The following is a 26,267-nucleotide window of genomic DNA, read 5'->3' as shown; positions in this document are numbered from 1 at the left end:
TCGCGTTCGCGGGCGGCGCCGCTTTTTCCAGGCAGTAGCCGAGCCCGCGCACGGTGATGATGCGCACGCCGCTCGGCTCGATCTTCTTGCGCAGCCGGTGCACGTAGACCTCGATCGCGTTGTTGCTGACTTCCTCGCCCCATTCGCACAGATGGTCGACGAGCTGTTCCTTCGAGACGAGCCGGCCGATTCGTTGCAGCAGCACTTCGAGCAGGCCGAGTTCGCGCGCCGACAGATCGATGACCTGCTCGTTCACATAGGCGCTCCGGCCGACCTGGTCGAACGACAGCGAGCCATGCCGCACGACCGTCGGGCCGCCGCCCGCGCCGCGCCGCGTGAGCGCCCGCACGCGTGCTTCGAGTTCGTTGAGCGCGAAGGGTTTGGCCATGTAGTCGTCGGCGCCGAGATCGAGCCCCTTGACGCGTTCGTCGACGCTGTCGGCGGCGGTCAGGATCAGCACGGGCAGGTTCGAATTGCGCGCGCGCAGGCGGCGCAGCACTTCGAGGCCGGACATGCGCGGCAGGCCCAGATCGAGGATCAATAGGTCGAACGACTGCATTGACAACGCCGTATCGGCTTCCACGCCGCTTTTGACGTGATCGACGGCATAGGCCGATTGGCGGAGTGATCGAAGCAGACCGTCCGCGAGTATGCTGTCGTCTTCGGCTATCAGAATTCGCATGATGCGCCAGCCTGGCTTTGCCGGCACCGTGGGGGACGCCCCGGCGCGCAGCGGTCTCCGAACATCATTGTGGGTAGTTGGGGCGGTGCGACAGTAAAAATGCGCGTTCGCATGACAATCGCGCTTGCCAAAACTACTGTTTTTTTATACAGTGTCTGCGTTTCGTGTGCCGTTCTCAGGACCGTGCCGAATTTGTACCGAATCCGGCCGGAACCTGGGCGCACACCTGCCTCAGACGCCGTTCATCATAGCAAAGGACGATTCATGGAAGAAAGCAAGAAAGGCTCGGCTGGACTGACTGCTGAAAAGAGCAAGGCACTTGCCGCCGCGCTCGCGCAGATCGAAAAGCAGTTCGGCAAAGGGTCGGTCATGCGGCTCGGCGCAGGTGAGGCAGTCGAAGACATCCAGGTGGTCTCCACCGGGTCGCTCGGCCTCGACATCGCACTGGGCGTCGGCGGTTTGCCGCGTGGCCGCGTGGTCGAAATCTACGGTCCGGAGTCGTCCGGTAAAACCACGCTGACGCTGCAGGTCATCGCCGAAATGCAGAAGCTTGGCGGCACCGCGGCGTTCATCGACGCGGAACACGCGCTCGACATCCAATACGCGGGCAAGCTCGGCGTGAACGTGGCCGACCTGCTGGTCTCGCAGCCGGACACCGGCGAACAGGCGCTCGAAATCGCCGACGCGCTCGTGCGCTCGGGCTCGATCGACATGATCGTGATCGACTCGGTCGCGGCACTGGTGCCGAAGGCGGAAATCGAAGGCGAAATGGGCGACTCGCTGCCGGGTCTGCAAGCGCGTCTGATGTCGCAGGCGCTGCGCAAGCTGACCGGCACGATCAAGCGCACGAACTGCCTCGTGATCTTCATCAACCAGATCCGCATGAAGATCGGCGTGATGTTCGGCAACCCGGAAACCACCACGGGCGGCAACGCGCTGAAGTTCTACGCGTCGGTGCGTCTGGACATTCGCCGTATCGGTTCGATCAAGAAGAACGACGAAGTGATCGGCAACGAAACGCGCGTGAAGGTCGTCAAGAACAAGGTGTCGCCGCCGTTCCGTGAAGCGATTTTCGACATTCTGTACGGCGAAGGCATCTCGCGTCAGGGCGAAGTCATCGACCTCGGCGTGCAGGCCAAGATCGTCGACAAGGCTGGCGCATGGTACAGCTACAACGGCGAACGGATCGGCCAGGGCAAGGACAACGCGCGTGAATTCCTGCGCGAAAATCCGGACATCGCGCGCGAAATCGAAAACCGTATCCGCGAATCGCTGGGCGTCACCGCGATGGCAGATGCCGTGACCGGCGCGGACGCTGAAGTCGCGGACGAAGAAGAGTAAGCATCAAGTGATACGCAAAGGCCGGCCGCTGTCCGGTTCAGGTTCCAGCTCCGACTCCGGGCGTTACTCGGACGGCCCGCGCGATGCAGCGGAGGGATCGCCCGAGCAGGGCGATCCCTCCGATCCGTTCGAATCCTTCGACGCCCACGATCACGCTGCGGGTCGCGGCCCGCAGCGTACTCGGTCTCGAGTTTCCTCTGCGGCGTCCAGCCCCGATTTCTCCGGGCCGGATTCCCAACCCCTCTCCGAAGACACCTACACCCGCTCACGCCGCCAACCCGGTGAAGCAAAGCCGGGGCAGTCCGACGAAGACGGCAGCAGAAAATCCCAACGCCCGGCCCGTTCGCTGAAAGCGCGTGCGCTCGGCTATCTGTCGCGCCGCGAATATAGCCGCGCCGAACTTGCGCGCAAGCTGAAACCCTACGTCGAGGAAACCGATTCGCTCGACACGGTGCTCGACTCGCTCGAAGCCGAGAACTGGCTATCCGACTCGCGTTTCGCGGAAAGCCTGATTCACCGGCGCGCGTCCCGACTGGGCACAAGCCGCATCCTCGGCGAACTGAAGCAGCATGCGCTCAATCCCGCGCTTGTCGAAGAGGCGACCGCGCAACTGCGCGACACCGAACTCGCCCGTGCACGGGCCGTCTGGAGCAAGAAATTCGGCGAACTGCCGGGCACACCGGCCGAGCGCGCGAAGCAGGCGCGCTTTCTCGCCTCGCGCGGCTTTTCCGGCGCGACGATCGGCAAGATCCTCAAAGGCATCGACGAGATGTGGGACGGCGACTAGCCGCACAGCAAGCGGAAAACCAGGAAGCGCCACGCGGGTGCACGCCAAAAAGACAGGCGGGGCAGCGTTTTCCGCGCTACAGCCCAGCGGCCGGGGGCGCAATCGGGACTGTCCCAAATACCCGTTATGCTAAAATCCGTAGGTTTTCCAATCCGGCCTTTCCTTCCCGCATGTCGCTCTCCCCGCCAGTGTCCCGTCAGTTGCGTCATCGTCGCGCAATCAGAGCGGAAGCTTACGAGCGAGCAGATGGCCTGTGGGACCTGGAAGCGTGCCTGACCGACAAAAAGCCGCGCGATGTGCAGCTTGCGTCGGGTGTCCGGCCCAATGGTCAGCCGATCCATGAGCTCTGGCTTCGCATCACGATCGATCGCAAGCTCAACGTCGTCGACGCCGAAGCGTCGTCCGACTGGGTGCCCTATCCGGGCTCATGCCAGGCCAGCAATTCCGCCTATCGCGCCCTCATCGGGCTCAATCTGCTCCACAACTTCCGTCGCGATGCTGCCCGTTTGCTGGCCGGCACGGCTGGCTGCACGCATCTCACCGAGTTGTGCGCGGTCCTGCCGACCGCCGCGATTCAGGCGTTCGCCGGCGACGTGTGGAACACCGCTGACAGCGCATCGGGCGCGAACACGGGTTCAGGAGACGAATCGCCTGATAGCACGGGCGAGCATTCCAACGACAAACCGCCATTCCAGCTGGGACGCTGCCACGCGCTGCGTTTCGACGGCGAAGCGGTGCAACGGTTTTATCCGCGCTGGTATGGCCACGCGCCGCGCCCGGAGCAGCGCGCGGCCTCGTCAGGCGATGCGGCGGGCCGCGAGGCACAACGCGGCAGCGCGTCCGGCATGAACGGCGGCAGCGGAAACGAAGTTCAATCCAACTCTCAGACTGAAGGGAATCACGCATGAAGATTCACGAGTACCAGGGTAAGGAAATCCTGCGGAAATTCGGCGTCGCGGTACCGCGCGGCAAGCCGGTCTTCTCGGTGGATGATGCGGTCAAGGCCGCGCAGGAGCTGGGCGGCCCGGTGTGGGTCGTCAAGGCTCAGATCCACGCGGGTGGCCGTGGCAAGGGCGGCGGCGTGAAGGTCGCCAAGTCGCTGGAACAGGTTCGCGAGTATTCGGAACAGATCCTCGGCATGCAGCTCGTCACGCACCAGACCGGCCCGGAAGGCCAGAAGGTGAACCGCCTGCTGATCGAAGAAGGCGCTGACATCAAGAAGGAACTGTATGTCGGTCTCGTGATCGATCGCGTTTCGCAGAAGATCGTCGTGATGGCATCGAGCGAAGGCGGCATGGACGTCGAAGAAGTCGCGGAAAAGACGCCCGAGCTGATCCACAAGGTTGCCGTCGATCCGTCGACCGGCCTGAAGGATGCGGAAGCCGACGACCTCGCGAAGAAGATCGGCGTGCCCGACGCTTCGATCCCGCAAGCTCGCGCGATCCTGCAAGGCCTGTACAAGGCATTCTGGGAAACCGATGCATCGCTCGCCGAAATCAACCCGCTGATCCTGACCGGCGACGGCAAGGTCATCGCACTCGACGCGAAGTTCAACTTCGACTCGAACGCGCTGTTCCGTCACCCGGAAATCGTCGCTTACCGCGATCTGGACGAAGAAGATCCGGCTGAAATCGAAGCGTCGAAGTTCGACCTCGCATACATCTCGCTCGACGGCAACATCGGCTGCCTCGTGAACGGCGCTGGCCTCGCCATGGCAACGATGGACACCATCAAGCTGTTCGGCGGCGAACCGGCGAACTTCCTCGACGTCGGCGGTGGCGCGACGACCGAGAAGGTCACCGAAGCGTTCAAGATCATGCTGAAGAACCCGAACCTGACCGCGATTCTGGTCAACATCTTCGGCGGCATCATGCGCTGCGACGTGATCGCGGAAGGCGTGATCGCGGCGTCGAAGGCCGTGTCGCTGAAGGTGCCGCTCGTGGTCCGCATGAAGGGCACGAACGAAGACCTGGGCAAGAAGATGCTCGCCGAATCCGGTCTGCCGATCATCTCGGCCGACAGCATGGAAGAGGCGGCTCAGAAGGTCGTCGCGGCTGCTGCGGGCAAGGCGTAAGCCGGCCACAGCGCATACCAGACTACGAATGGCGGCGCGCGAGCGACGCGGGCGGGCTTTACGACGTCTCGCGGCGCCACGGTGCGACGCCAAACGAACAGAGGTTAATACATGTCGATTCTGATCAACAAAGACACCAAGGTCATCACGCAGGGCATCACCGGCAAGACCGGTCAGTTCCACACGCGTGCTTGCCGTGAGTATGCAAACGGCCGCGAAGCGTATGTCGCGGGCGTGAACCCGAAGCGCGCCGGCGAAGACTTCGAAGGCATTCCCATCTACGCGAGCGTCGCCGAAGCCAAGGCCGAAACGGGCGCGACCGTGTCGGTGATCTACGTGCCGCCGGCAGGCGCTGCCGCGGCGATCTGGGAAGCGGTCGAAGCCGACCTCGACCTCGCAATCTGCATCACGGAAGGCATTCCTGTCCGTGACATGATCGAGCTCAAGGCCCGCATGCGCGCGGAAAACCGCAAGACGCTGCTGCTCGGACCGAACTGCCCGGGCACGATCACGCCGGACGAACTGAAGATCGGCATCATGCCGGGTCACATCCACCGCAAGGGCCGCATCGGCGTCGTGTCGCGTTCGGGCACGCTGACGTACGAAGCAGTCGGCCAGCTGACCGCGATCGGCCTCGGCCAGTCGTCGGCAGTCGGTATCGGCGGCGACCCGATCAACGGTCTGAAGCACATCGACGTCATGAAGATGTTCAACGACGATCCGGATACGGACGCCGTCATCATGATCGGCGAAATCGGCGGTCCGGACGAAGCGAACGCTGCCGAGTGGATCAAGGACAACATGAAGAAGCCGGTGGTCGGCTTCATCGCCGGCGTCACGGCGCCTCCGGGCAAGCGCATGGGCCACGCCGGCGCGCTGATCTCGGGCGGTGCGGACACCGCCGAAGCGAAGCTGGAAATCATGGACGCCTGCGGTATCAAGGTCACGAAGAACCCGTCGGAAATGGCGCGTCTTCTGAAGGCGATGCTGTAAATCGAAGAAATGTGCGTGCCGTCGCGGCACGCCTTTGATACGCTTACGAGGTCCTTTCGTGAGCGGGCGGTCCCGAAAAGCGGGGGAGTGCAGACTCCCCCGCTTTTTTTTGTCCGCGCGCATGCCGAGTTTCCGTCCGCTAGGCGGCTTTTTCCTATCCGGTCTCTCATGCTCGAATTCTTCTCGACGCTCAACTGGGGCGCGGTTTTCCAGATCATCGTCATCGACATTCTGCTCGGCGGCGACAACGCGGTCGTGATCGCGCTGGCCTGCCGCAATCTGCCGCCGTCGCAGCGCGTGCGCGGCGTGCTGTGGGGGACCGCCGGCGCGATCGTGCTGCGCGTCGTGCTGATCGCGTTCGCGGTCGTGCTGCTCGACGTGCCGCTGCTGAAGTTCGCGGGCGGCCTGCTGCTGCTGTGGATCGGCGTGCGTCTGCTCGTGCCCGCGCACGATGTGCATGAGAACGTCAAGCCTGCCGACAAGCTAATCTCGGCGATCAAAACCATCGTCGTCGCGGACGCGGTGATGAGCCTCGACAACGTGATCGCCATCGCGGGTGCGGCCGAGTCGGCCGCGCACGAGCATCGTCTTGCGCTCGTGATTTTCGGCCTCGTGGTGAGCATTCCGCTGATCGTGTGGGGCAGTCAGCTGATTCTCAAGCTGCTCGACCGCTTTCCGTTCATCGTGCTGTTCGGCGCGGCATTGCTCGGCTGGATCGCGGGCGGCCTGATGGTCAACGACCCGGCCGGCGACCGCTGGCCGATCCTCGACACGCCCGTCGCCGAATACGGGACGAGCGTCGCGGGGGCGCTGTTCGTCGTGATCGTCGGGTCTCTGCTGAAGCGCCGCAACGCGAGGCGCGCCGCGCTTTGACGGGGGCGCCGGGCGAGGAGATGCGCCGGGCGGGTTCGAGTGTGCCGGGCGGCTAACACGTCGGCACGTCGGCGCAACATTAGCCATCTGGCTGACTGTGAACCGCGCGCCTGGCTCGCTACGATTGAGACGCCTGTTCCCGATTCGCGGGCAGGCGTTTTTCGTATCAGGAGGTCCGCCGATGATCTTTACCTTGCCGTATCCCCCTTATTCCCAGGCCCAGGCCGCGCGTTCCTCGTGCCTCTCCCGCTGCGTGCGCTGGCGCCCGAACTGGCCCGCGCGGCTCGCGCGCATCCGCGATCGCTGGGGCGTCGGCTTCACGCTGATCGAGCTGATGATCGTGCTCGCGATCGTCGGCGTGATCGCGGCCTATGCGATTCCCGCGTATCAGGACTATCTGGCGCGCAGCCGGGTCGGCGAGGGCTTGTCGCTCGCGTCCTCGGCGCGGCTCGCGGTGGCCGAAAACGCCGCGAGCGGCAATGCGTTCAGCGGCGGTTATGCGTCGCCGCCCGCCACGCGCAATGTCGAGTCCATTCAGATCGACGACGACACCGGCCAGATCACGATCGCGTTCACGACGCGCGTCGCGCCGGCCGGTTCGAACACGCTGACGCTCGTGCCGTCGGTGCCGGACAACGCGGACGCACCGACCGCGCGCGTCGCCTTGAACAAGGACGCGGTGCAGAGCGGTGCGCTCACATGGGAGTGTTTTGCGGGCGGCAAGGCGGCGTCGTCGTTGCCGGCACCGGGCGCGGGACCCGCGCCGGTCGACGCGCCGACGCTCGCGGCGAATCTGGCGCCGCCGGAATGCCGCTCCTGAGCGGTCGGCTGACTCCGCGCCGCAACAGGGACGCCACGTAAAACGCTGATTTTTGGGCTATTTCGGCCGGGCCGGCGCACAGCGCAAGGAATTTTTTGTATAGTGCGCCGGTTGGTGCGACACGCACGCTCGTGTCCGTTCGCTCACGTTACGAGCATCGACTGCAGTAAAGATGTGCTTGAGGCCTCTTCGGGGGCGATTTCTAGTAGCTGAGTGTGTGGTCCTTCGGGACTACGCCCCATATTTTTGTGAAGCGTGATTTGGGCTTGTCCAGCCGAAGAATCGCATTGTATTGACCTGATTACCGTCAGGTCCCGCCCAGTCAGCGGCTTCATCTCCGCCGACCAGGCGGGATGTCGTGTGCAATTCCTGCGCTTTAACAGCAACGGATTCGCAAACCGATACGAGCGAAAGCTCGGTGTGTCATTGTTTTGCCTTGCCCGATGTCCGGGTGAGGAAGGGAACCTGCTGTACGACCAGCAGTAGCCTAGGAAGACATGCGTCACTGGCAACGGTGGGGTGTGAAGCTCTTCTGACAATGTAGCCCCCGGAGGTTTCGGGCAGATCGGCTCCGCGAGGAACGATCTGGAGACTCCCAGCAGCGAGGGGGTTGAGGAGCTAGGCTGGCTGATATGGTTAATGTAAGTGAACTGCTGATAAACCTCGTAAGCACTGAGGAGCCAAAGCTGCTTGAACATTGGGCTCTAACCAAAAGGTACGTGGCTGGTTAATCCGCTCAACCGTCGGATTACGTCGTCACTTAGCCACCGGGGAAGAGGCAGAACCTACGTCAGTCGTGTGACATGCCGGGAACGTGGTAAGCCTGTATGGTTGCCAGCGCAGTAGGGCTGGCAGGCGAACCGCAAGGGACGCTGTTGATTGTGCAGGTATGGGAGGACGGAAAAAGCGAAAGCCGGGCTGTAATGGTTCGGATAGGGGTTGGGACATCACCCCACGCGAAAGCGGGCAGACTTCCGTCTGGTCTACCGTCGCAAGACGGCTGACTACCCTCTGTAACTTGGTCAGATGCAGGTGCATGCGCCTGCATTGAGTTTTGTTGTTCCCCAGCGGGGTGTATCTGCCCCGCTGGGGGAGATGCGCCTTCTGTCTGGGGACTTTTCCAGGTAGGAGAGCAGCATGAAAGTATCTGGTCGAAAGACCGGATCTGCGCTTTCCCACGCGCCCGACAACTGGCACGCCGTAGATTGGCGTCGGGTTGAACGGAACGTGAGAGGGATGCAGATTCGAATTGCGAAGGCGACGCGAGAAAGTGACTGGCGCAGGGTGAAATCCTTGCAACGGATGCTGACTCGCACGTTGTCCGCAAAGCTGCATGCGGTACGACGTGTTACGCAGAACCAAGGTGCGCGAACGGCTGGGGTCGATCGCGAGCTATGGGATTCGCCTGAAAGCCGATGGCTTGCTGTCGGCAGGTTGAAGCGGCACGGATATAAGCCTCTGCCTCTACGGAGAGTCTTTATCCCCAAGGCCAATGGGAAGGAGCGCCCTCTGGGCATCCCGACCATGCGGGACAGGGCGATGCAAGCTCTGTATCTGCTGGCTCTGGAGCCGGTGTCGGAATCGACGAGCGACCCGAACTCGTATGGGTTCAGGTTAAACCGTTCGACGGCTGACGCCATGTCTCAGATTTTCGTTGTCATGGCCCGTCGCCGTTCGGCGCAATGGGTACTTGAAGCGGATATCAAGGGATGCTTTGACCACATCAACCATGACTGGCTGGAAAACAATGTCCCGATGGACAGGGTGATCCTTCGGAAATGGTTGAAGGCTGGCCTGATTTACAAAGGGCAGCTACAGGCGACGGAGGCCGGTACGCCGCAGGGAGGCATCATTTCCCCGACGCCGGCAAACGTGACGCTGAACGGGCTGGAACGTGAACTGATTGCGCACCTCGGTGCGAAGTTTGGGATCGGGAAAGCGAACAAGCTGAAAGTGAATGTGGTTCGATACGCGGACGACTTCGTTATCACCGGCCACTCGAAAGAGATGCTGGAACACGAAGTCAGACCTTGGATAGAAACCTTCCTTGAGGTACGGGGATTGCAACTATCGCAGGAGAAGACCCGGATCGTTCACATTGACGAAGGCTTTGATTTCCTTGGGTGGAATTTCCGGAAGTATTCGGGAACGCTGCTCATCAAGCCGAGCAGGAAGAACGTGCAGACGTTCTATCGCAAGGTGGCGGATACAATCAGCGGTCACAAGGCGGTAAAGCAGGAGGAGTTGATCCGATTGCTGAATCCGATGCTACGAGGCTGGGCGCAATATCACAGCCCTGTAGTTGCCAAGCAGGCGTATAGCCGCATGGAGTCGTTGGTGTTTTACAGGCTCTGGCGGTGGTCGAAGCGGAGGCATCCAAACAAGAACGCGGAGTGGGTGAAACGGAAGTACTTTCACTCGCTCGGCAATCGGCATTGGGTGTTCGCCGCTCCCGTAGTTCAAGACGACGGCAGCAAGGGTTTGCTTGAGTTGTACCAGATCAGCGGTACGGACATCAGGCGCCACAGGAAGGTCAAAGGGGAATTCAATCCGTTTGATCCATTGTGGGAGCAGTACAGCGAGCAATTGCGGCAGGAGCGCATGGAGTACTCGATGCGTTATCGCAAGCAATGGGTGTCGCTGTACAAATCACAGGGCGGCTTGTGTGCGCACTGTGGCTGGGCTCTGACGAACGAGACCAGTTGGCACGACCATCATCTGGAATATCGGATGCATGGTGGGACCGACGCTCTGTCGAATAGGGTTCTGCTGCACCCCGACTGCCACCGGCAGGTACACGTTGGTAAACTTGTGGTAACTAAGCCGGCTCCGTCGTTGCACTGACGGGGCTTTGTAAAGAAATATGTAGGCTTGAGCCGTATGCGGAGAAACTCGCACGTACGGTTCTTAGGGGGCTCCTCTTCTGCAAAGAAGGGGGGCTACCCTACCCGACGCCCACCGTTGATTCGATGCCCACCCCTTTCGCGCGTTACCTGTCTCTCGTCCTATTGGCTCTCGCGTTGGTGCTGCCTTATGCGGTTTCCAACCATACGTATCCGATCCCGACCTTCTACGCCGAATTCACCGCGTTCGCGCTGTATCTGCTGATGGGCGCCGCGGTCGTGCTGCTCGTCGCGAGCGCAAGGCCGCGCGTGACGTTCGCGTCGCCGGCGGTCGCGCTGGTGCCGCTGCTGTTCGGTCTCGTGCTGGTCGTGCAGACGTTCGTGCTGCCGGTCGCACAGCCGTCGATGAACTGGCTCGGCGCCGGCTTCCTGCTCGCCGCGTTCATGGCCGTGCATGCGGGCTACGGCTTCGCGCGCGCGAAGCTCGATGAAACCGCCTTGCGCTGGGCGGCCGGGGCGTTGATCGCGGGCGGCCTGTTTGCGGTGTTCAGCCAGGTGATCCAGCTGTTCCATCTCGAGACGCGCGTGGCGCCGCTCGTGGTCGCCTATAACGTGACCGTCGAGCGCCGGCCGTTCGGCAACATGGCGCAGGCGAACCACCTCGCCACCTATATCTCGTTCGCGATGGCGGGCGCGCTGTATCTCGTGCAGACACGGCGCATCGCCGTGCCGGTCTGGTTGCTCGTGTCGACGATTTTCTCGGCCGGACTCGCGCTGACCGTCTCGCGCGGTCCGTGGCTGCAAATGGGCGTGATCGTCGTCGCCGGTTTCTGGATGGCGTTCGCGCAGATGCGCAACGAGCCGCGCCTGCGCCGCGGCAACCGCGAGTGGCTGATTCCGATCGTGCTCGCGGTGCTGTTCTTCGTGGTCAATGCGCTGATCCGCTGGGCCAACGTGCGCTATCACCTCGAACTCGGGCAGTCGGCGGCCGAGCGCTTCCAGGACGCCGGCCAGATCGCGCCGCGCCTCGCGCTATGGAAATACGGCTGGACGATGTTCAAGGCGCATCCGCTGCTCGGCGTCGGCTGGGGCGAATTCCCGAACTACCAGTTCGAACTCGTGAAGACGTTGGGCGGCGTCGAAATCGCCAACAACTCGCACGACATCTTTATCGATCTGCTCGCGAAGACCGGCTTGATCGGTCTCGCGATCGTGCTGCTCGGTCTCGTCGCGTGGCTCGTGCGCGTCGTGCGCGCGCCGCAGAGCGCGGCGCGCGTGTTCGGCGTTGCGCTGATCGGCGTGCTGACGATGCACGCGCTCGTCGAATATCCGCAGCAATACATGTTCTTCCTGCTGCCCGCCATGTTCGTATTCGGCCTGCTCGAAACGCGGCCGCTACGCATCGTTCCCGAGCGCGTGTCGTTGGGCGTGTTTGCGGTGGTCGTGTTCGGCGGGCTGGCTTCGCTGTATCCGGTCTATCGCGACTATGCGCGCGCCGAGGTGCTGTATTACGGCGCGCATCCGGCCGAGCAGTACGGCGCCGATCCGTCGTTCCTGTTCGGCGCATGGGGCGAATACGGCCTCGCGACATTGCAGCCGATGAATTCCGTGAACCTGCAACACAAGCTCGAGATGCACCGGCAGGCGATCGCGCTGCTGCCGGGCGAAACGGTGCTGCGTCGTTACGCGGTATTGCAGGCCTTGAGCGGCGATACCGCGGCGGCGCTCGACACGGTCGAACGCCTGAGAATTTTTGCCGAGGAGTTGAAGGACTGGCCGGCGCAGTTGGGCTATCTGTACGAACTGGTCGACGAGCAGAAGTCGCTCGCCGGTTTCCGGGAAGAACTGGTCAAGCGCTACGGCAAGCCGTCGGCCGACGCGGCGCAGGATGACGACGATAGCGACGATTGACGGCGGCGCACGGTCTGTATCGGCCTTCTTTGCAGAGGGCTCCTCGCATCGCTCGTTCGGTTAAGGTTAAGGGCGTTCATGGAAGCTTGCGCGATTCGCTTCATGCGCGAAAGCTTCCGCCCGTCAGAGCTCCGAATATTTCGTGGACCTGCCTTTCGCCTTGTCGGCGGGATAGCGCTCTTCGTTCAGTTCGAGCTTTTCCGCCGCCGCCTCGACGAGATCGAAGCCGGCGGCATCGGCAACCAGCAGCAGGTACATGAGCACGTCGGCGCATTCGTGCCGCAGGTTCTTCATTTGCGTCGGATCGCGGAGCAATGCTTCGATGTCCGCATCGGTCTTCCACTGGATCGTTTCCAGCAACTCGCCGGCCTCGATGCTCGTGGAGACGATCAGGTTGCGCAGCGTGTGAAACTGCTGCCAGTCGCGAGCGTCGCGGAAGGCCAGTAATTGCTCGCGCAGTTTGTCGATGGTCATGTCCTTGTCCTGGTGGTTGCCGGGCGCGGTGTCGGATCGAGCCTGATGAAATACGCGCTCAATCCTGCGCGACCCAATCCCCCGATTTGCCGCCATGCTTTTCCATCACCCTCACATCCGTGATGGTCATGCCGCGATCGACGGCCTTGCACATGTCGTACACGGTCAGAAGCCCGACCTGCACGGCCGTCAGCGCTTCCATCTCGACGCCCGTTCGTCCGAGCGTTTCCGCCTGAACCGTGCAATGCACGCCGGGCAGCGTTTCGTCGAGTTCGAAGTCGGCTTTCACGCGAGTCAGCGCGAGCGGATGGCATAGCGGAATCAGATCGGCGGTGCGCTTCGAGCCCTGGATCGCCGCGATGCGCGCAATGCCGATTACATCGCCCTTCTTGGCGTTGCCGTCGCGGATCAGCGCGAACGTTGCCGGCAGCATGCGGATCGAACCCCGCGCGATCGCGATGCGCTTCGTTTCCTGCTTGCCGCCGACGTCCACCATATGCGCCTCGCCGGCCGCATTGAAATGAGTGAGTTCAGGCATGGTTGGCTCCTTCAGAGGGCGCCTATCATAGCAGTGCGCCCGTTGCGCGGCGCGGCGACCGGATCGCCCCTGAAGCGCCGCCACGACTGATTACAATTGCGCTGAGTGCTGCCCCGCGCCGTCCTCATGTCCGCTATCTTAGTCCGGGCCGCGCGAGTCGCTTTTCGACTTCGTCAGACCGGCTCCTCGATGCGTCCAAAACGGTTTCTCGCTGCGTTGCTGTCGATCGCGCTGGCCGCGCCGCCGGGTGCGTTCGCGCAGGCGAGCAGCGCTTCAGCCGGCGCATTGGGTAGCACCTCGGGCATCGCATCGAGCAGTGCATCGAGAAGTGCTTCAGGTGGCCCATCAAGCAACACAGCGAGCAGCCCATCAAACACTCCCCCGGCCATCCCGTCGAGCATCACGTCGAATACCGCGTCCGGTATCGCGCTCAACCCGCAATCCAGCGAAGCGCCGCTCGTCAGCGGTCCGGCCGATAGCTACGCCGATCCGATCCTGCCGCCGGATATCGCGCCAGGCGTGTTCGGCACATATGGCGGCGCGCAAAGCCGCTTCTCGAACGGCAACAGCGGCAATAGCGGCAACAACCGCAACAGCGCCAACACGGGCCGCGTCGGCAGCAACGGCTGGCGCGCGCCGATCGCCGCGCAGCAGTTGCCCGATCTCGGCAGCGGCGGCGCCGGTTCGCTGACGCCGCAGGCCGAGCGCAAGCTCGGCGAGCGCGTGATGCGCGAGCTGCGGCGCGATCCCGACTATCTCGAAGACTGGCTCGTGCGCGACTACCTCAACTCGGTCTCGGGCAAGCTCGCGGCGGCGGCCAACGCGCTGTACATCGGCGGCTATCGTCCGGACTTCGATCTGTTCGCGGTGCGCGACGCGCAGATCAACGCGTTTTCGCTGCCGGGCGGCTTCATCGGCGTGAACACGGGGCTGATCGTGGCGACGCAGACCGAATCCGAACTCGCCTCGGTGCTCGGTCACGAGATGGGGCACGTCCTGCAACGCCATATCTCGCGGATGATCTCGAACGGCGAGCGCAGTACCTACGCGGCGCTCGCCGGCATGCTGTTCGGCGTGCTGGCGGGCGTGCTCGCGCACAGCGGCGATCTCGGCAGCGCGATCGCGCTCGGCGGCGAGGCGTACGCGGTCGACAGCCAGTTGCGCTTCTCGCGTTCGGCCGAGCAGGAAGCGGACCGCGTCGGCTTTCTGCTGCTCGCGGGCTCCGGCTACGACCCGTATGCGATGCCGACGTTCTTCCACCGGCTCGAGCGCGCGGCGATGAACGACAACGGCATGCCGGCCTATGCGCGTACGCATCCGCTGACGGGCGAGCGGATCGCCGACATGGAAGATCGCGCGCGCCGCGCGCCGTACCGGCAGCCGCATCAGGACCCCGAATACGGCTTTGTGCGGGCGCGCGCGCGTCTCCTGCAAGGCCACTCGCGCAGCGATTACGCCGATGAAATCTCGCGGCTGCACTCGGAAATCGACGAACGCACGGCGCTCAACGTCGCCGCGAACTGGTACGGCATCGCGTATGGGCAGATGCTGCTGGAGCGTGACGACGACGCCACGGCGGCGCTCGCCAACGCGCGCGCGACGTTCACGGCGAGCGAGCGCGCCGAGGGCGAACCCGAGCGCAGCTCGCCGAGCCTCGACGTGCTCGCGGCCGACATCGCGCGGCGCGCCGGTCACGACGACGAAGCCGTACGGCTCGCCGATTTCGCGCAGAAGCGCTGGCCGCAGTCGAATGCCGCGATCGACATGCATATCCGCACGCTGCTGACCTTGCGGCGTTTCGCCGAGGCGCAGGCGCTCGCGAAGCGGGAGACGGCGGCGCATCCCGATCAGCCCGCGTGGTGGCTCTATCTCGCGCAGGCCGGCGCGGGCAGTGGCGACGTGTTGACCCAGCATCGCGCGATGGCGGAGAAGTTTGCGCTGGAGGGGGCATGGCCGTCGGCGATCCGGCAATTGAAGGACGCGCGCGATCTGAAGACGATCGGCTATTACGATCTCGCGACCGTCGACGCGCGTCTGCACGAGATGGAGAACCGCTACAAGGAAGAACGGCTCGACGAGAAGGGGGAAGGGGTGTGAGCTTGCCGTCGGCGCGCATGAAGCGAAGCGCCTTCTGCGAGACGAAGAACGGTGACTGACGGTGGTTCGTGGGGAAGCGTCAGTCTGGTCAGTCAGGCTCCGATGCCGGGCTCGGCCGACAGAAGCCTGCCTCGGCGCGTGCCTCAGATCCGGGCCTCAGACCCGCGACTCAAACCCCCGCCGCCGGACTCGCGACGAACCCGAACCGCGCCGCCACTTCATCGCGCCGCACGCTTTGCAGCGGCAACGCGACCTGATCGTTCCAATGGAATTCGCCGCTCAGCGTATCGTCGCCGGCGAGCGTCGCGTGATCGGAGAAGAGTTCCAGGTCGTGATCGTGCAGCGTCGCGATCCGTGCCGGCTCCGAGCGATCGGCGAACAGAACGCCGCCGTCTTCATCGACGAATACCGCCGCTGGTTCGAACGCACCGCCGCCCTGGTCGTGCAACGCGAGTGAGCCATCGGCTGCCGCGGACAACCTCACCACCCACGGCGTATACGCAAGCTCGACGTACACACGCTGCGGCCCGTTCTGGAAAAACCACTGGCCGCGCTCGTCGGCCTCGTAGTTGCGGTTGATGAAGCCGAGCAGCGCTTCATGACGGATCGCCACGCCCGGCGAGCCGCTTGCCTGGGCCGCTTCGTCGCGCATGCGCCAGTTGCCGCGCCGGTCGAGCATGAGCCAGCCGGTGCAGCTCGGCACGTTTGGCCATTTGGCGAGAGCCTGTTTGACGATGTCATCCATGATCGACGTGACGCTCCAGATAGCCGAACACGCGCCGCGAGAGCCAGTCGATGCGGCCCGGGAACGGCCCGGTCATGAAACCCGCGTGGCCGCCGTGCTCGGGTTGATAGAGTTCGACCGCCGCCGACACCTCGTGCCGCGACGGCAGCGCCTCGGCCGGCAGGAACGGATCGTTGCGCGCGTTGAGCACGAGCGTCGGCACCTCGATGTGCGGCAGCAGCGGGCGCGTGGTTGCGCGGCTCCAGTAGTCGTCGGTATCGCGAAAGCCGTGCAGCGGCGCGGTCACGACGTTGTCGAATTCGTACATCGTGCGGCTTGCGAGCATCGCGTCGCGATCGAACAGCCCCGGAAACTGTTCGAGCTTCTGGCTGGCCTTCTGCTTGAGCGTTTTCAGGAAGCTGCGCGTGTAGACGAGGCCGAAGCCCTGCGACAAGGCGCGGCCGCCCGCATGCACGTCGATCGGCGTCGAAATCGCGGCGGCCGCCGATACCACTCTCGCCGCGTCCTCGCGCTGCTCGCCGAGCCAGCGCAGCAGCACGTTGCCGCCGAGCGACACGCCCGCCGCGACGACCGGCCCGCGATGCGCGGCGCGCAGCCGGCGCAGGACCCAGTCGACCTCGGCGCTGTCGGCGAGATGGTAGAAGCGCGGCAGACGATTCAGCGGGCCGCTGCAACTGCGAAAGTGCGGCACCACGCCGTGCCAGCCATATTCGCGCGCGGCCGCCATCAGCGTGGCCGCGTAATGCGAGCCCGAACTGCCTTCGAGGCCGTGAAACAGCACGAAAAGCGGCGCGCTATCGGCGGGCGGGCTGTCGTGCGCGACCCAGTCGAGATCGATGAAATCGCCGTCGGGCGTGTCCCAGCGCTCGCGGCGAAACGACACCGCGGGGCGGCGCGCGAACAGCGAAGGGACGATGGTTTGCGCATGCCGGTTCGGCAGCCAGAGCGGCGCGCGGTACAGCAGTTCGACGCTCGCCTCGACGGCCGCCGCGACCTTCGTGGAAGCCGGGACGGGGGAAGCGGATTTGTCGTGCGTCGAACTCATGCCTGCATGAAAACGGAAAGCGTCGATCCGAAGTGGCGCCGCGCGCTCAATGCAGCGGACCTTGCCCGTGCCGCATCTTCGTGGCGAACTGGCTCGCGGTTTCGTTCGGCATCGGGCTCGCGTGAATGTGCGCGATGCGCCACTCGCCGCGCTCATGAACCATCACGTAAGTGGTGAAGACCATTGCGGGCGTGGCGGTCGGGCCGGCCGGGCGATGCGCCTCGGCAATCGCATAGACCACGGTGCCGAGGCTGTCGTAGACGCGGATGTCGAGCGGCTCGATCAACACCGGCGCCGCTTCGAGCTGGGTCTGCAAGCCGGCGCGGATACTGTCGAGCCCATGCAGGTGCGAGCCGTCCGCGCAGATGCAGCTCACGAACTCCTCGTCGATCCACAAGCCCATCAAGCTGTCGATATTGACCTCGGCGACGGCCTGATAGTAGGCGTTCAGGGTATCGGCGGCGGCTTCGAAGATATGGGCAAAACGTGGCATGGCTCGTCAGTCTCTTGTGCGCGGCGCGCGGTTGAGGATCGGCGGTCAGCGGGATGGTCCGGCGCGCCGGACCATCGCTCCCCGGCGCCAGCTTGCCCGCGCCGCAAGGCGCGAACATGACGCGACGCACTCGGGGGCGTGCGGTGTTGCGTGCAAGTATCAGTCGGCTCAGCGCTGCGCGAGCAGCATGCCGCGCAAATCGCCGAACACCTGCTCGGCGCTCAACTGTTTCAGGCAGTTCAGATGGCCGAGCGGACACTCACGCTCAAAACAGGGGCTGCATTCGAGATGGAGCCATTGTACCTTCGCGAGCTCGGACAAGGGCGGCGTGTGGCGCGGATCGGTCGAGCCGTACACGGCCACGAGCGGGCGGCGCAGCGCGGCGGCCACGTGCATGAGACCGGAGTCGTTGGTGACGACCGCGTTGGCCCGCGAGATCAGCGCGCAGGCTTCGCCGAGCGCGGTCTGGCCGCACAGGTTGCGCACGTTCGGGGCTTTCTCGGCGATCGCCTGGGCGAGCGGCGCATCTTTTGGCGAACCGAGCGCGACGATCTGCGTGTACGGGAACGACTGGCCGACCATTTGCGCGAGCGCGGCGAAGTGCTCGGTCGGCCAGCGCTTCGCGGCACCGTATTCGGCACCCGGGCAGAACACGAGCAGCGGCACGCGCGTATCGAGATTGAAGCGCGCCGAGACGCGCGACGCCTCGTTCAGGTCCGCGTCGAGGCGCGGCATCGGCAGGTCCTCGGGAACCTTGGCGCCGGGCGCGTAGGCGAGGGCCGCGTAATGGCCGACCATCGGTGGGCGCTCGTCCTTGCGCGGATTCGCGTGGCGCACGTTGAGCACGCCGTAGCGGCTCTCGCCGCTATAGCCGATGCGCAGCGGGATGCCCGCCAGCCACGGAATCAGCGCCGACTTGAACGAGTTCGGCAGCACGTAGGCCGCGTCGTAGCCGACATCGCGCAAGTCGCTCGACAACTGCCAGCGGCGCAGCATCTGCAGCTTGCCGTGCGCGAGGTCGGTGGCGTAAACGTCGCGGATTTCCGGCATGCGTTCGAGCACGGGCGCGACCCAGGTGGGCGCGACCGCGTCGATGACGATGCGCGGATGCAATTTCACGAGGCGCGCAAACAGCGGCTGCGCCATCAATGCGTCACCGATCCAGTTCGGTGCGATAACCAACGCGCGACGCATCAGAGTGAGTGTCCGGTATCGATAAGAAGCGCCGCGCGCGCAATGCGCGTGGCGTTCGGATGGGTCAAAAGGGGAAAGCCGAAAACCGCGCGGCATGTAGCCGTTTGCCCTGACACGCCGGGGTGGCGGTTCGGGCTCGCGGCGCGGCTGCGCGGGTAATCGGCTCGTATGAAGGGCTCGTGCCGGTTTCGGCGGCGCGGGTGTCGTCGTGAAACCGTCGCGCTGCTGAAGCCGGCCGGAGCCGCTCGATAAGCCGTGCTTAGTGGCCCCTGATTACTTCGCCGTCGCGCAGCTTGTAGCGCGTGCTGCAGTACGGGCAGCGCGCTTCGCCGTGCGTGACGTCGATGAAGACGCGCGGATGCGCGCTCCAGCGCGGCATGGCCGGGTTCGGACAATACGCCGGCAGGTCCTTTGCCGACAGTTCGACCAGCGGCATTTCCTTGATTTCGCTCATGAGACTCTCGTTGTATGCGGGGGGCGGTCAGAGCGCCGCCGGCGAGCGGCGCGGCGCATCCTGGAACTTCGCTCAGATTCGGGTCAGCCAGTGCGCGTACTTCGGATTCTTGCCGTTCACGACGTCGAAGAAGGCCGCTTGCAGCTTCTCGGTGATCGGGCCGCGCGCGCCGGCGCCGATCGTGCGGTTGTCGAGCTCGCGGATCGGCGTGACTTCGGCGGCGGTGCCGGTGAAGAACGCTTCGTCGCAGGTATAGACCTCGTCGCGCGTGATGCGCTTTTCGATGACCTGCAGGCCCATGTCGCGCGCGAGCGTGATGACGGTGTCGCGCGTGATGCCGTCGAGGCACGACGACAGATCGGGCGTGTACAGCTTGCCGTTGTTGACGAGGAAGAAGTTCTCGCCCGAGCCTTCCGACACGTAGCCGTCGACGTCGAGCAGCAGCGCTTCGTCGTAGCCGTCGGCGATCGCTTCCTGGTTCGCGAGAATCGAGTTCACATACCAGCCCGACGCCTTCGCGCGCACCATCGACACGTTCACGTGGTGGCGCGTGAACGACGAGGTCTTCACGCGGATGCCCTTGGTCATGCCGTCTTCGCCGAGGTACGCGCCCCACGGCCAGGCGGCGATCGCGACGTGAATCGTGTTGCCCTTGGCCGACACGCCGAGCTTTTCCGAGCCGACCCAGATGATCGGGCGCAGATAGCACGACTCGAGCTTGTTCTCGCGGACCACTTCGCGTTGCGCGGCGGCGAGCGTTTCATGGTCGAACGGCACGTCCATCTGGAAAATCTTGGCCGAGTTCAGCAGGCGCTTGGTGTGCTCCTGCAGGCGGAAGATCGCGGTGGCGCCGTCGGCCGTCTTGTAAGCGCGCACGCCCTCGAATACGCCCATGCCGTAGTGCAGCGTGTGGGTGAGCACGTGGATCTTGGCATCGCGCCAGTCGATGAGCTTGCCATCCATCCAGATCTTGCCGTCGCGGTCGGCCATTGACATACGATTCTCCAGCGGGTGCGTTATGAGGTGTGGCGGCGTGTGGCGGCGAGCGCCAAGGCATGGCCAGGAGCGCTATTTTAGCGTCATTTGCACACACAACGGGCATTTGAGCGTATCCCGGACGCTATAATCCTGCGCACGCATAAATCGAATCCGGATGCGCCAGCGGGTGGGCTCGCAACCTGGCGCCGACCTGTTCTTCCTGGCGGCGTCCCTCGCGCCGGCGCCCTTCGCCTCATGCTCGCTCGACTGTCCGATACCGATCGCCGAGCTTTCCGTGAGGGCGCGCGCGACTATACTCCCACGCTGATGGCGATTTTCTCGTGGGGCCTCGTCACCGGTATCGCGATGAGCAAGTCCGTGCTCACGCTGCCGCAGGCGCTCACGATGTCGCTGCTGTGCTACGCCGGTTCGTCGCAACTGGCGGTGCTGCCGCTTCTCGCCGCGAAGCTGCCGGTCTGGACCGCGCTGCTGACCGCGGCAATGGTCAATACCCGCTTCGTGATCTTCAGCGCCGGCCTCGCGCCGCACTTCTCCTATCTGCCGATGTGGCGGCGCATCCTGCTCGGCTATTTCAACGGCGACGTGATCTATCTGCTGTTCCAGAAGAAGAGCTTTCCCACCGGCTACGTGCCCGGCAAGGAGGCGTATTTCTGGGGCATGGCCGTGTCGAGCTGGCTGTCGTGGCAGGTCTCGTCGATCGTCGGCATCCTGCTCGCGAGCCTGATTCCCGATAACTGGGGGCTCGCGCTCGCGGGCACGCTCGCGCTGCTGCCGATCATGGTGTCGGCGATCGCGACGCGCTCGACGATGGTCGCCGTGGCGGTCGCCGGCATCGTCTCGCTGCTCGCTTTCGACCTGCCGTACCGGCTCGCGCTGCCGCTCGCGGTGATCGCGGCGATCGTCGCCGGCAGCGCGGCCGACCTCATGATCGAGCGGGCGGACCTGCGCCGCATGATGCGCTACGCGCCCGCCGCGGCGCTCGCGGCCGTGGTGCTGCCCGACGTGCTGGCGACCCCCGGGGGTTTGTCGTTCGCGCCGTCGAATCACGAGTTCTACGCGACGCTCGCCGGTCTCGGCTGGTTCCTGTGGCGCCGCACCATGCTCGGCACGATCGTCACCGGGATGGTCGTGTTCACGTTGCTGCGCGTCCTCATGCTGCTCGTGTGACGGGGTGCGGCGCCGATGCTGCGGCGCGGTATCGGCGCTGGCGCGGCCAAATACGGGAGATTCGCGCCATCGCGGGTCAGAAGGCCGTTTGGATCAGTTAAAATGCCGCTTTCCGGGTTGAGCGCGCCGCAGCAAGGCGCCCGTGCCGCGGCGATCCCGCCGGCGCCCAATCCCGCGGAGCCGCCGGGCCGCGGCGCTGGAGTTCGCCGCGCAGCGCCCCGCGCGCAGTCCGCCACCGCCTTCTCATCCACTCGCATACTCAAGCCCATGAACAAGGTATTGCGTCTCTCCGACCTGATCGCCGAAGGCAAGCTGTCCGGCCAACGTGTGTTCATCCGCGCCGATCTGAACGTGCCGCAGGACGATCAAGGCAACATCACCGAAGACACCCGCATCCGCGCTTCCGTGCCGGCCATCGAGGCCGCGCTCGCCGCCGGCGCCGCCGTGATGGTCACCTCGCACCTCGGCCGCCCGACCGAAGGCGATTTCAAGCCCGAAGACTCGCTCGCGCCGGTCGCGAAGCGCCTCGCCGAACTGCTCGGCCGCGACGTGCCGCTCGTCGCCAACTGGGTCGAAAACGGCGTCGACGTGGCGCCGGGCTCGGTCGTGCTGCTCGAAAACTGCCGCGTCAACAAGGGCGAAAAGAAGGATTCCGACGAGCTCGCGCAGAAAATGGCGAAGCTCTGCGATATCTACGTGAACGACGCATTCGGCACCGCGCACCGCGCCGAAGCGACCACCCACGGCATCGCGAAGTACGCGCCGGTGGCCTGCGCGGGTCCGCTGCTCGCCGCCGAACTCGAAGCGCTCGGCAAGGCGCTCGGCGCACCGAAGCGTCCGCTCGTCGCGATCGTCGCGGGCTCGAAGGTGTCGACCAAGCTGACCATCCTGAAGTCGCTCGCCGAGAAGGTCGATCAGCTGATCGTCGGCGGCGGCATCGCCAATACGTTCATGCTCGCGGCCGGCCTGAAGATCGGCAAGTCGCTCGCCGAGGCCGATCTCGTCGCCGAAGCGAAGGCGATCATCGACGCGGCCAAGGCGCGCGGCGCCTCGGTGCCGATCCCGACCGACGTGGTCACGGCCAAGGCGTTCTCGCCGACCGCGAAGGCCGAAGTGAAGGCCGTCGCCGACGTAGAGGACGACGACATGATCCTCGACATCGGTCCGCAGACCGCGCAGGCGCTTGCCGCGCAGCTCGAAAAGGCCGGCACGGTCGTGTGGAACGGCCCGGTCGGCGTGTTCGAGTTCGACCAGTTCGGCAACGGCACGAAGACGCTCGCGGACGCGATCGCGCGTTCGGCGGCGTTCTCGATCGCCGGCGGCGGCGACACGCTCGCGGCGATCGCCAAGTACGGCATCCACGACCAGGTCAGCTACATTTCGACGGGTGGCGGCGCGTTCCTCGAATTCCTCGAGGGCAAGAAGCTGCCAGCGGTCGAAGTTCTGGAATCGCGGGCTTAACGTGGCGGCGCGCTCCCCATCGGCGAAGTCGACCAAGGCGCGAGGCGCGCAAGCGCCGCGCGGTAACGCGGCAGCGACGGCAGGGGAGCGCGTGGCACGCGCGACCGCTGTGCGGGCAACGGCGGAACAGGAGGTGGCTGGCGAGGTGCCGGCAGCGCCAGTGACCACTGAACCGGAGCCAGTTGCCGGAGCGGCCGCGGAGCCGGTTGCGGAGCATGCCCTCGCCGCCGGCGCGGAGCAGCCGCCAACGCCCCGCACCGACTCCACTCAAACAGATTCGACCCCGCCGGCACAGCCTTCCGGCAAGCAGCACGGCCACACCCCGGCGCGCGAGGCGCCGGTCACGCATACCGCATCACCCGTATTACCCCACAAAGCGACCCCGGTCACAGCCGGCGCGCGACCCCACGCAGCATCTTTCGATGCGCCGACTCCGCAGCAGCCCCCCAGTGCTCTTTCCAGCGATCCCATCCAGACGAGGAGACTCATGCATCGCGCCACCAAGATTGTCGCTACTATCGGTCCGGCTTCCAGCACACCGGAAATCCTGCTGCAAATGATTCGTGCGGGGCTGGATGTCGTGCGGCTCAATTTCTCGCACGGCACCGCCGACGACCACCGCCAGCGCGCCGAATTCGTGCGCGAGGCGGCTCGCCAGGCCGGCCGTGAAGTCGCCATCATGGCCGACCTGCAGGGGCCGAAGATCCGCGTCGGCAAGTTCGAGAGCGGCCGCACGACGCTCGTCGTCGGCAATCCGTTCATCCTCGACGCCGACTGCGAGCTCGGCAACGACGAGCGCGTCGGCCTCGACTACAAGGACCTGCCGCGCGACCTGAAGCCGGGCGACGTGCTGCTGCTCAACGACGGCCTGATCGTGCTGGACGTGCAGCGCCTGATCGGCAACGAGATCCATACGATCGTGAAGGTTGGCGGCGAGCTGTCGAACAACAAGGGCATCAACCGCCAGGGCGGCGGGCTGTCGGCGCCCGCGCTGACCGCGAAAGACATGGAAGACATCCGCACGGCGATGTCGCTCGGCGTCGATTTCATCGCGGTGTCGTTTCCGAAGAACGCCACCGACATGGAAATGGCGCGCCAGCTCTCGAACATCGCTGGCGCGCCGTACGGCATCAAGCCGAAGATGATCGCGAAGATCGAGCGCGCCGAAGCGATTCCGGCGCTGCAGGGCATTCTCGACGCGTCGGACGGCATCATGGTCGCGCGCGGCGATCTGGCCGTCGAAGTCGGCAATGCCGCGGTGCCGGCGCTGCAAAAGCGCATGATCCGCATGGCGCGCGAGTCGAACAAGTTCGTGATTACCGCGACGCAGATGATGGAGTCGATGATCCACGCACCCGTGCCGACCCGCGCGGAAGTGTCGGACGTCGCGAACGCGGTGCTCGACGGCACCGACGCGGTGATGCTGTCGGCGGAATCGGCGGCGGGCAAGTATCCGGTGCAGACCATCGAGACGATGGCCGCGATCTGTCTCGAAGCCGAGAAGTCGGAGCAGTCGGAACTCGACAAGGACTTCCTCGACCGCACGTTCACGCGCATCGACCAGTCGATCGCGATGGGCGCGTTATTCACGGCCTATCACCTCGGCGCGAAGGCGATCGTCGCGCTGACCGAGTCGGGCTCGACCGCGCTGTGGATGTCGCGCCACTGGACCCACGTGCCGATTTTCGCGCTGACGCCGCGCGTCGGCAGCGAGCGGGCGATGGCGCTGTACCGCAACGTGACCTCGCTGCATCTGGACACCAACACCGACCGCGACACCGCCTTGCAGCAGGCGCTCGAAACCGTGGTCCGCAAGGGCTATGCGTCGCATGGCGACATGGTCGTGCTGACGGTCGGCGAGCCGATGGGCCAGGCCGGCGGCACCAACACGTTGAAGATCGTGCGGGTTGGCGAACCGTACTGATCGGGTAGGACCCGCTCGATCGGCACAGGTCCGATTGAGCGAAGCAGGCCGGCACCCCGGCATCCGTATGGCTCGTGTGCGACGGCGCACCAAAACGCCGTTGCGAGCCCGGGAACGCCGCCTGCTTCGCGATAGAATCGCCGCAAAAGATGCCGACGACAAAAGAATTCGTTTCAATCTAAGGAGTTACAGCATGCCTCTCGTATCAATGCGTCAACTGCTGGACCATGCTGCCGAAAACGGCTACGGCCTGCCGGCGTTCAACGTGAACAACCTGGAGCAGGTGCAGGCGATCATGGCCGCGGCCGACAAGGTCAACGCCCCGGTCATCATGCAGGCATCGGCCGGCGCGCGTAAGTACGCGGGCGAGCCGTTCCTGCGTCACCTGATCGAAGCGGCGGTCGAATCGTATCCGCACATCCCGGTCGTGATGCACCAGGATCACGGCCAGTCGCCGGCGGTCTGCATGGCGGCGATCCGCAGCGGCTTCACGAGCGTGATGATGGACGGCTCGCTCGAAGCCGACGGCAAGTCGGTCGCCTCGTACGAGTACAACGTCGAGGTGTCGCGCAAGGTTGTCGAAGCGGCGCACTCGATCGGCGTCACGGTCGAAGCGGAGCTGGGCGTGCTCGGTTCGCTCGAAACGATGAAGGGCGACAAGGAAGACGGCCACGGCGCCGAAGGCACGATGACGCGCGAGCAGCTGCTGACCGATCCGGAACAGGCCGCCGACTTCGTCAAGCTGACCCAGTGCGACGCGCTGGCGATCGCGATCGGCACCTCGCACGGCGCCTACAAGTTCAGCAAGAAGCCGACGGGCGACATTCTCTCGATCGCACGCATCAAGGAAATTCACGCGCGCATTCCGAACACGCACCTCGTGATGCACGGCTCGTCGTCGGTGCCGCAGGAACTGCTGGCCGAGATTCGCGAATTCGGCGGCGACATGAAGGAAACCTACGGCGTGCCGGTCGAGGAAATCCAGGAAGGCATTCGCCACGGCGTGCGCAAGGTCAACATCGACACCGACCTGCGTCTCGCGATCACGGGCGCGATCCGCCGCTACATGGCGACCAACCCGGGCAAGTTCGATCCGCGCGACTACCTGAAGCCGGCGCGCGAAGCGGCGATGAAGGTCTGTATCGACCGCTACACGCAATTCGGCTGCGAAGGCCAGGCCGGCAAGATCAAGCCGGTCTCGCTTGATAAAATCGCGGAGAAGTACAAGTCGGGCGAGCTCGCGCAAGTCGTCCGCTAAGCTGTCGTTCCAGCCGGCTTTTCGCCCGGCCTGCTGGCCGTTTGGCCAGGTTGTCGTTAGATCGCCGTTCCCGCATCATCGGGGGAACGGCGTT

24 protein-coding genes are annotated in these 26,267 nt (G+C 64.7%); 14 read left to right on the top strand and 10 right to left on the bottom strand.

The annotated features are described in order from the left end of the window. On the bottom strand, positions 1-682 hold a 682-nt coding region (locus tag GXB81_RS19420), incomplete at its 3' end, for a response regulator transcription factor (protein ID WP_205990083.1). Between the two features lie 264 nt (positions 683-946). Here GXB81_RS19420 and recA point away from each other — a divergent pair. The 9 genes from recA to GXB81_RS19375 all read left to right on the top strand — a co-directional run bounded on the left by recA (position 947) and on the right by GXB81_RS19375 (position 12,324). Beyond that, a complete protein-coding gene (gene recA, locus GXB81_RS19415) occupies positions 947-2,023 on the top strand; it encodes a recombinase RecA (protein ID WP_167283956.1) in 1,077 nt (358 codons plus the stop codon). A gap of 7 nt (positions 2,024-2,030) precedes the next feature. Beyond that, positions 2,031-2,810, top strand: coding sequence for a recombination regulator RecX (gene recX, locus GXB81_RS19410; RefSeq protein ID WP_205990082.1), 780 nt, complete (start codon positions 2,031-2,033; stop codon positions 2,808-2,810). 170 nt (positions 2,811-2,980) lie between these two features. Next, positions 2,981-3,718: a DUF2889 domain-containing protein gene (locus GXB81_RS19405; protein WP_205990081.1), complete on the top strand. Its 738-nt coding sequence runs from the start codon at positions 2,981-2,983 to the stop codon at positions 3,716-3,718. Beyond that, positions 3,715-4,884: an ADP-forming succinate--CoA ligase subunit beta gene (gene sucC, locus GXB81_RS19400; RefSeq protein ID WP_167040782.1), complete on the top strand. Its 1,170-nt coding sequence runs from the start codon at positions 3,715-3,717 to the stop codon at positions 4,882-4,884. The genes GXB81_RS19405 and sucC overlap by 4 nt, the downstream gene beginning before the upstream one ends. A gap of 111 nt (positions 4,885-4,995) precedes the next feature. Continuing rightward, positions 4,996-5,877 carry a succinate--CoA ligase subunit alpha gene (gene sucD / locus GXB81_RS19395; RefSeq protein ID WP_062124510.1) on the top strand — a complete coding sequence of 294 codons (882 nt, stop codon included), beginning with the start codon at positions 4,996-4,998 and terminating at the stop codon, positions 5,875-5,877. Between the two features lie 168 nt (positions 5,878-6,045). Continuing rightward, on the top strand, positions 6,046-6,750 hold the full coding sequence (locus tag GXB81_RS19390; RefSeq protein WP_167283959.1) for a TerC family protein: 705 nt from the start codon (positions 6,046-6,048) through the stop codon (positions 6,748-6,750). 181 nt (positions 6,751-6,931) lie between these two features. Then, complete coding sequence (locus GXB81_RS19385; protein WP_205990080.1) at positions 6,932-7,570, top strand: pilin; 639 nt, start codon at positions 6,932-6,934, stop codon at positions 7,568-7,570. Between the two features lie 1,137 nt (positions 7,571-8,707). Further along, positions 8,708-10,414 carry a group II intron reverse transcriptase/maturase gene (gene ltrA / locus GXB81_RS19380; RefSeq protein ID WP_205990079.1) on the top strand — a complete coding sequence of 569 codons (1,707 nt, stop codon included), beginning with the start codon at positions 8,708-8,710 and terminating at the stop codon, positions 10,412-10,414. Between the two features lie 125 nt (positions 10,415-10,539). Further along, on the top strand, positions 10,540-12,324 hold the full coding sequence (locus GXB81_RS19375) for a Wzy polymerase domain-containing protein (protein ID WP_205990078.1): 1,785 nt from the start codon (positions 10,540-10,542) through the stop codon (positions 12,322-12,324). A gap of 123 nt (positions 12,325-12,447) precedes the next feature. Here GXB81_RS19375 and GXB81_RS19370 read toward each other — a convergent pair whose 3' ends face one another. From GXB81_RS19370 to GXB81_RS31920, 3 genes are all read right to left on the bottom strand, one after another. Further along, entirely contained in the window at positions 12,448-12,798 is a 351-nt protein-coding gene (locus GXB81_RS19370) for a nucleotide pyrophosphohydrolase (protein WP_167040792.1), read from the bottom strand. A gap of 58 nt (positions 12,799-12,856) precedes the next feature. Next, positions 12,857-13,336, bottom strand: a complete 480-nt coding sequence (moaC, locus tag GXB81_RS19365; RefSeq protein ID WP_205990077.1) for a cyclic pyranopterin monophosphate synthase MoaC — start codon at positions 13,334-13,336, stop codon at positions 12,857-12,859. Positions 13,337-13,509: 173 nt separating this feature from the next. After that, entirely contained in the window at positions 13,510-13,770 is a 261-nt protein-coding gene (locus GXB81_RS31920) for a hypothetical protein (RefSeq protein ID WP_346777805.1), read from the bottom strand. On the opposite strand from GXB81_RS31920, the gene GXB81_RS19360 reads away from it, so the two are divergent. Continuing rightward, positions 13,724-15,433 carry a M48 family metalloprotease gene (locus GXB81_RS19360; RefSeq protein WP_346777804.1) on the top strand — a complete coding sequence of 570 codons (1,710 nt, stop codon included), beginning with the start codon at positions 13,724-13,726 and terminating at the stop codon, positions 15,431-15,433. The genes GXB81_RS31920 and GXB81_RS19360 overlap by 47 nt on opposite strands. 169 nt (positions 15,434-15,602) lie before the next feature. Here the strand turns inward: GXB81_RS19360 and GXB81_RS19355 are convergent, their stop codons facing one another. The 6 genes from GXB81_RS19355 to GXB81_RS19330 all read right to left on the bottom strand — a co-directional run bounded on the left by GXB81_RS19355 (position 15,603) and on the right by GXB81_RS19330 (position 20,360). Next, on the bottom strand, positions 15,603-16,178 hold the full coding sequence (locus GXB81_RS19355; protein WP_167040802.1) for a DUF2946 family protein: 576 nt from the start codon (positions 16,176-16,178) through the stop codon (positions 15,603-15,605). Further along, complete coding sequence (locus GXB81_RS19350) at positions 16,171-17,223, bottom strand: hydrolase (RefSeq protein WP_205990075.1); 1,053 nt, start codon at positions 17,221-17,223, stop codon at positions 16,171-16,173. Before GXB81_RS19350 ends, GXB81_RS19355 begins: the two co-directional genes overlap by 8 nt. 46 nt (positions 17,224-17,269) lie before the next feature. Next, positions 17,270-17,716, bottom strand: coding sequence for a nuclear transport factor 2 family protein (locus GXB81_RS19345; protein WP_167040808.1), 447 nt, complete (start codon positions 17,714-17,716; stop codon positions 17,270-17,272). Between the two features lie 168 nt (positions 17,717-17,884). After that, a complete protein-coding gene (gene waaF, locus GXB81_RS19340) occupies positions 17,885-18,910 on the bottom strand; it encodes a lipopolysaccharide heptosyltransferase II (RefSeq protein ID WP_167040811.1) in 1,026 nt (341 codons plus the stop codon). A 259-nt stretch (positions 18,911-19,169) separates the two neighbouring features. Continuing rightward, positions 19,170-19,364, bottom strand: a complete 195-nt coding sequence (locus GXB81_RS19335; protein ID WP_167040814.1) for a zinc-finger domain-containing protein — start codon at positions 19,362-19,364, stop codon at positions 19,170-19,172. Positions 19,365-19,436: 72 nt separating this feature from the next. After that, positions 19,437-20,360: a branched-chain amino acid transaminase gene (locus GXB81_RS19330; protein WP_167040817.1), complete on the bottom strand. Its 924-nt coding sequence runs from the start codon at positions 20,358-20,360 to the stop codon at positions 19,437-19,439. A 237-nt stretch (positions 20,361-20,597) separates the two neighbouring features. Between GXB81_RS19330 and GXB81_RS19325 the strand changes: the two genes are divergently transcribed. The 4 genes from GXB81_RS19325 (at position 20,598) to fba (ending at position 26,173) form a co-directional block, all read left to right on the top strand. Next, complete coding sequence (locus GXB81_RS19325; protein ID WP_205990074.1) at positions 20,598-21,530, top strand: AzlC family ABC transporter permease; 933 nt, start codon at positions 20,598-20,600, stop codon at positions 21,528-21,530. A gap of 267 nt (positions 21,531-21,797) precedes the next feature. Beyond that, positions 21,798-22,991, top strand: coding sequence for a phosphoglycerate kinase (locus GXB81_RS19320; RefSeq protein WP_205990073.1), 1,194 nt, complete (start codon positions 21,798-21,800; stop codon positions 22,989-22,991). 487 nt (positions 22,992-23,478) lie between these two features. Next, a complete protein-coding gene (pyk, locus tag GXB81_RS19315; protein ID WP_167283968.1) occupies positions 23,479-24,915 on the top strand; it encodes a pyruvate kinase in 1,437 nt (478 codons plus the stop codon). Positions 24,916-25,108: 193 nt separating this feature from the next. After that, complete coding sequence (fba, locus tag GXB81_RS19310; protein ID WP_167040832.1) at positions 25,109-26,173, top strand: class II fructose-bisphosphate aldolase; 1,065 nt, start codon at positions 25,109-25,111, stop codon at positions 26,171-26,173. Positions 26,174-26,267: the final 94 nt, after the last annotated feature.

The organism is Paraburkholderia sp. Ac-20336, from assembly GCF_017105025.1.
Taxonomy (GTDB): domain Bacteria; phylum Pseudomonadota; class Gammaproteobacteria; order Burkholderiales; family Burkholderiaceae; genus Paraburkholderia.
Note: the sequence above shows the minus strand (reverse complement) of the source record. Positions and strands in the feature narration are given on the sequence as shown.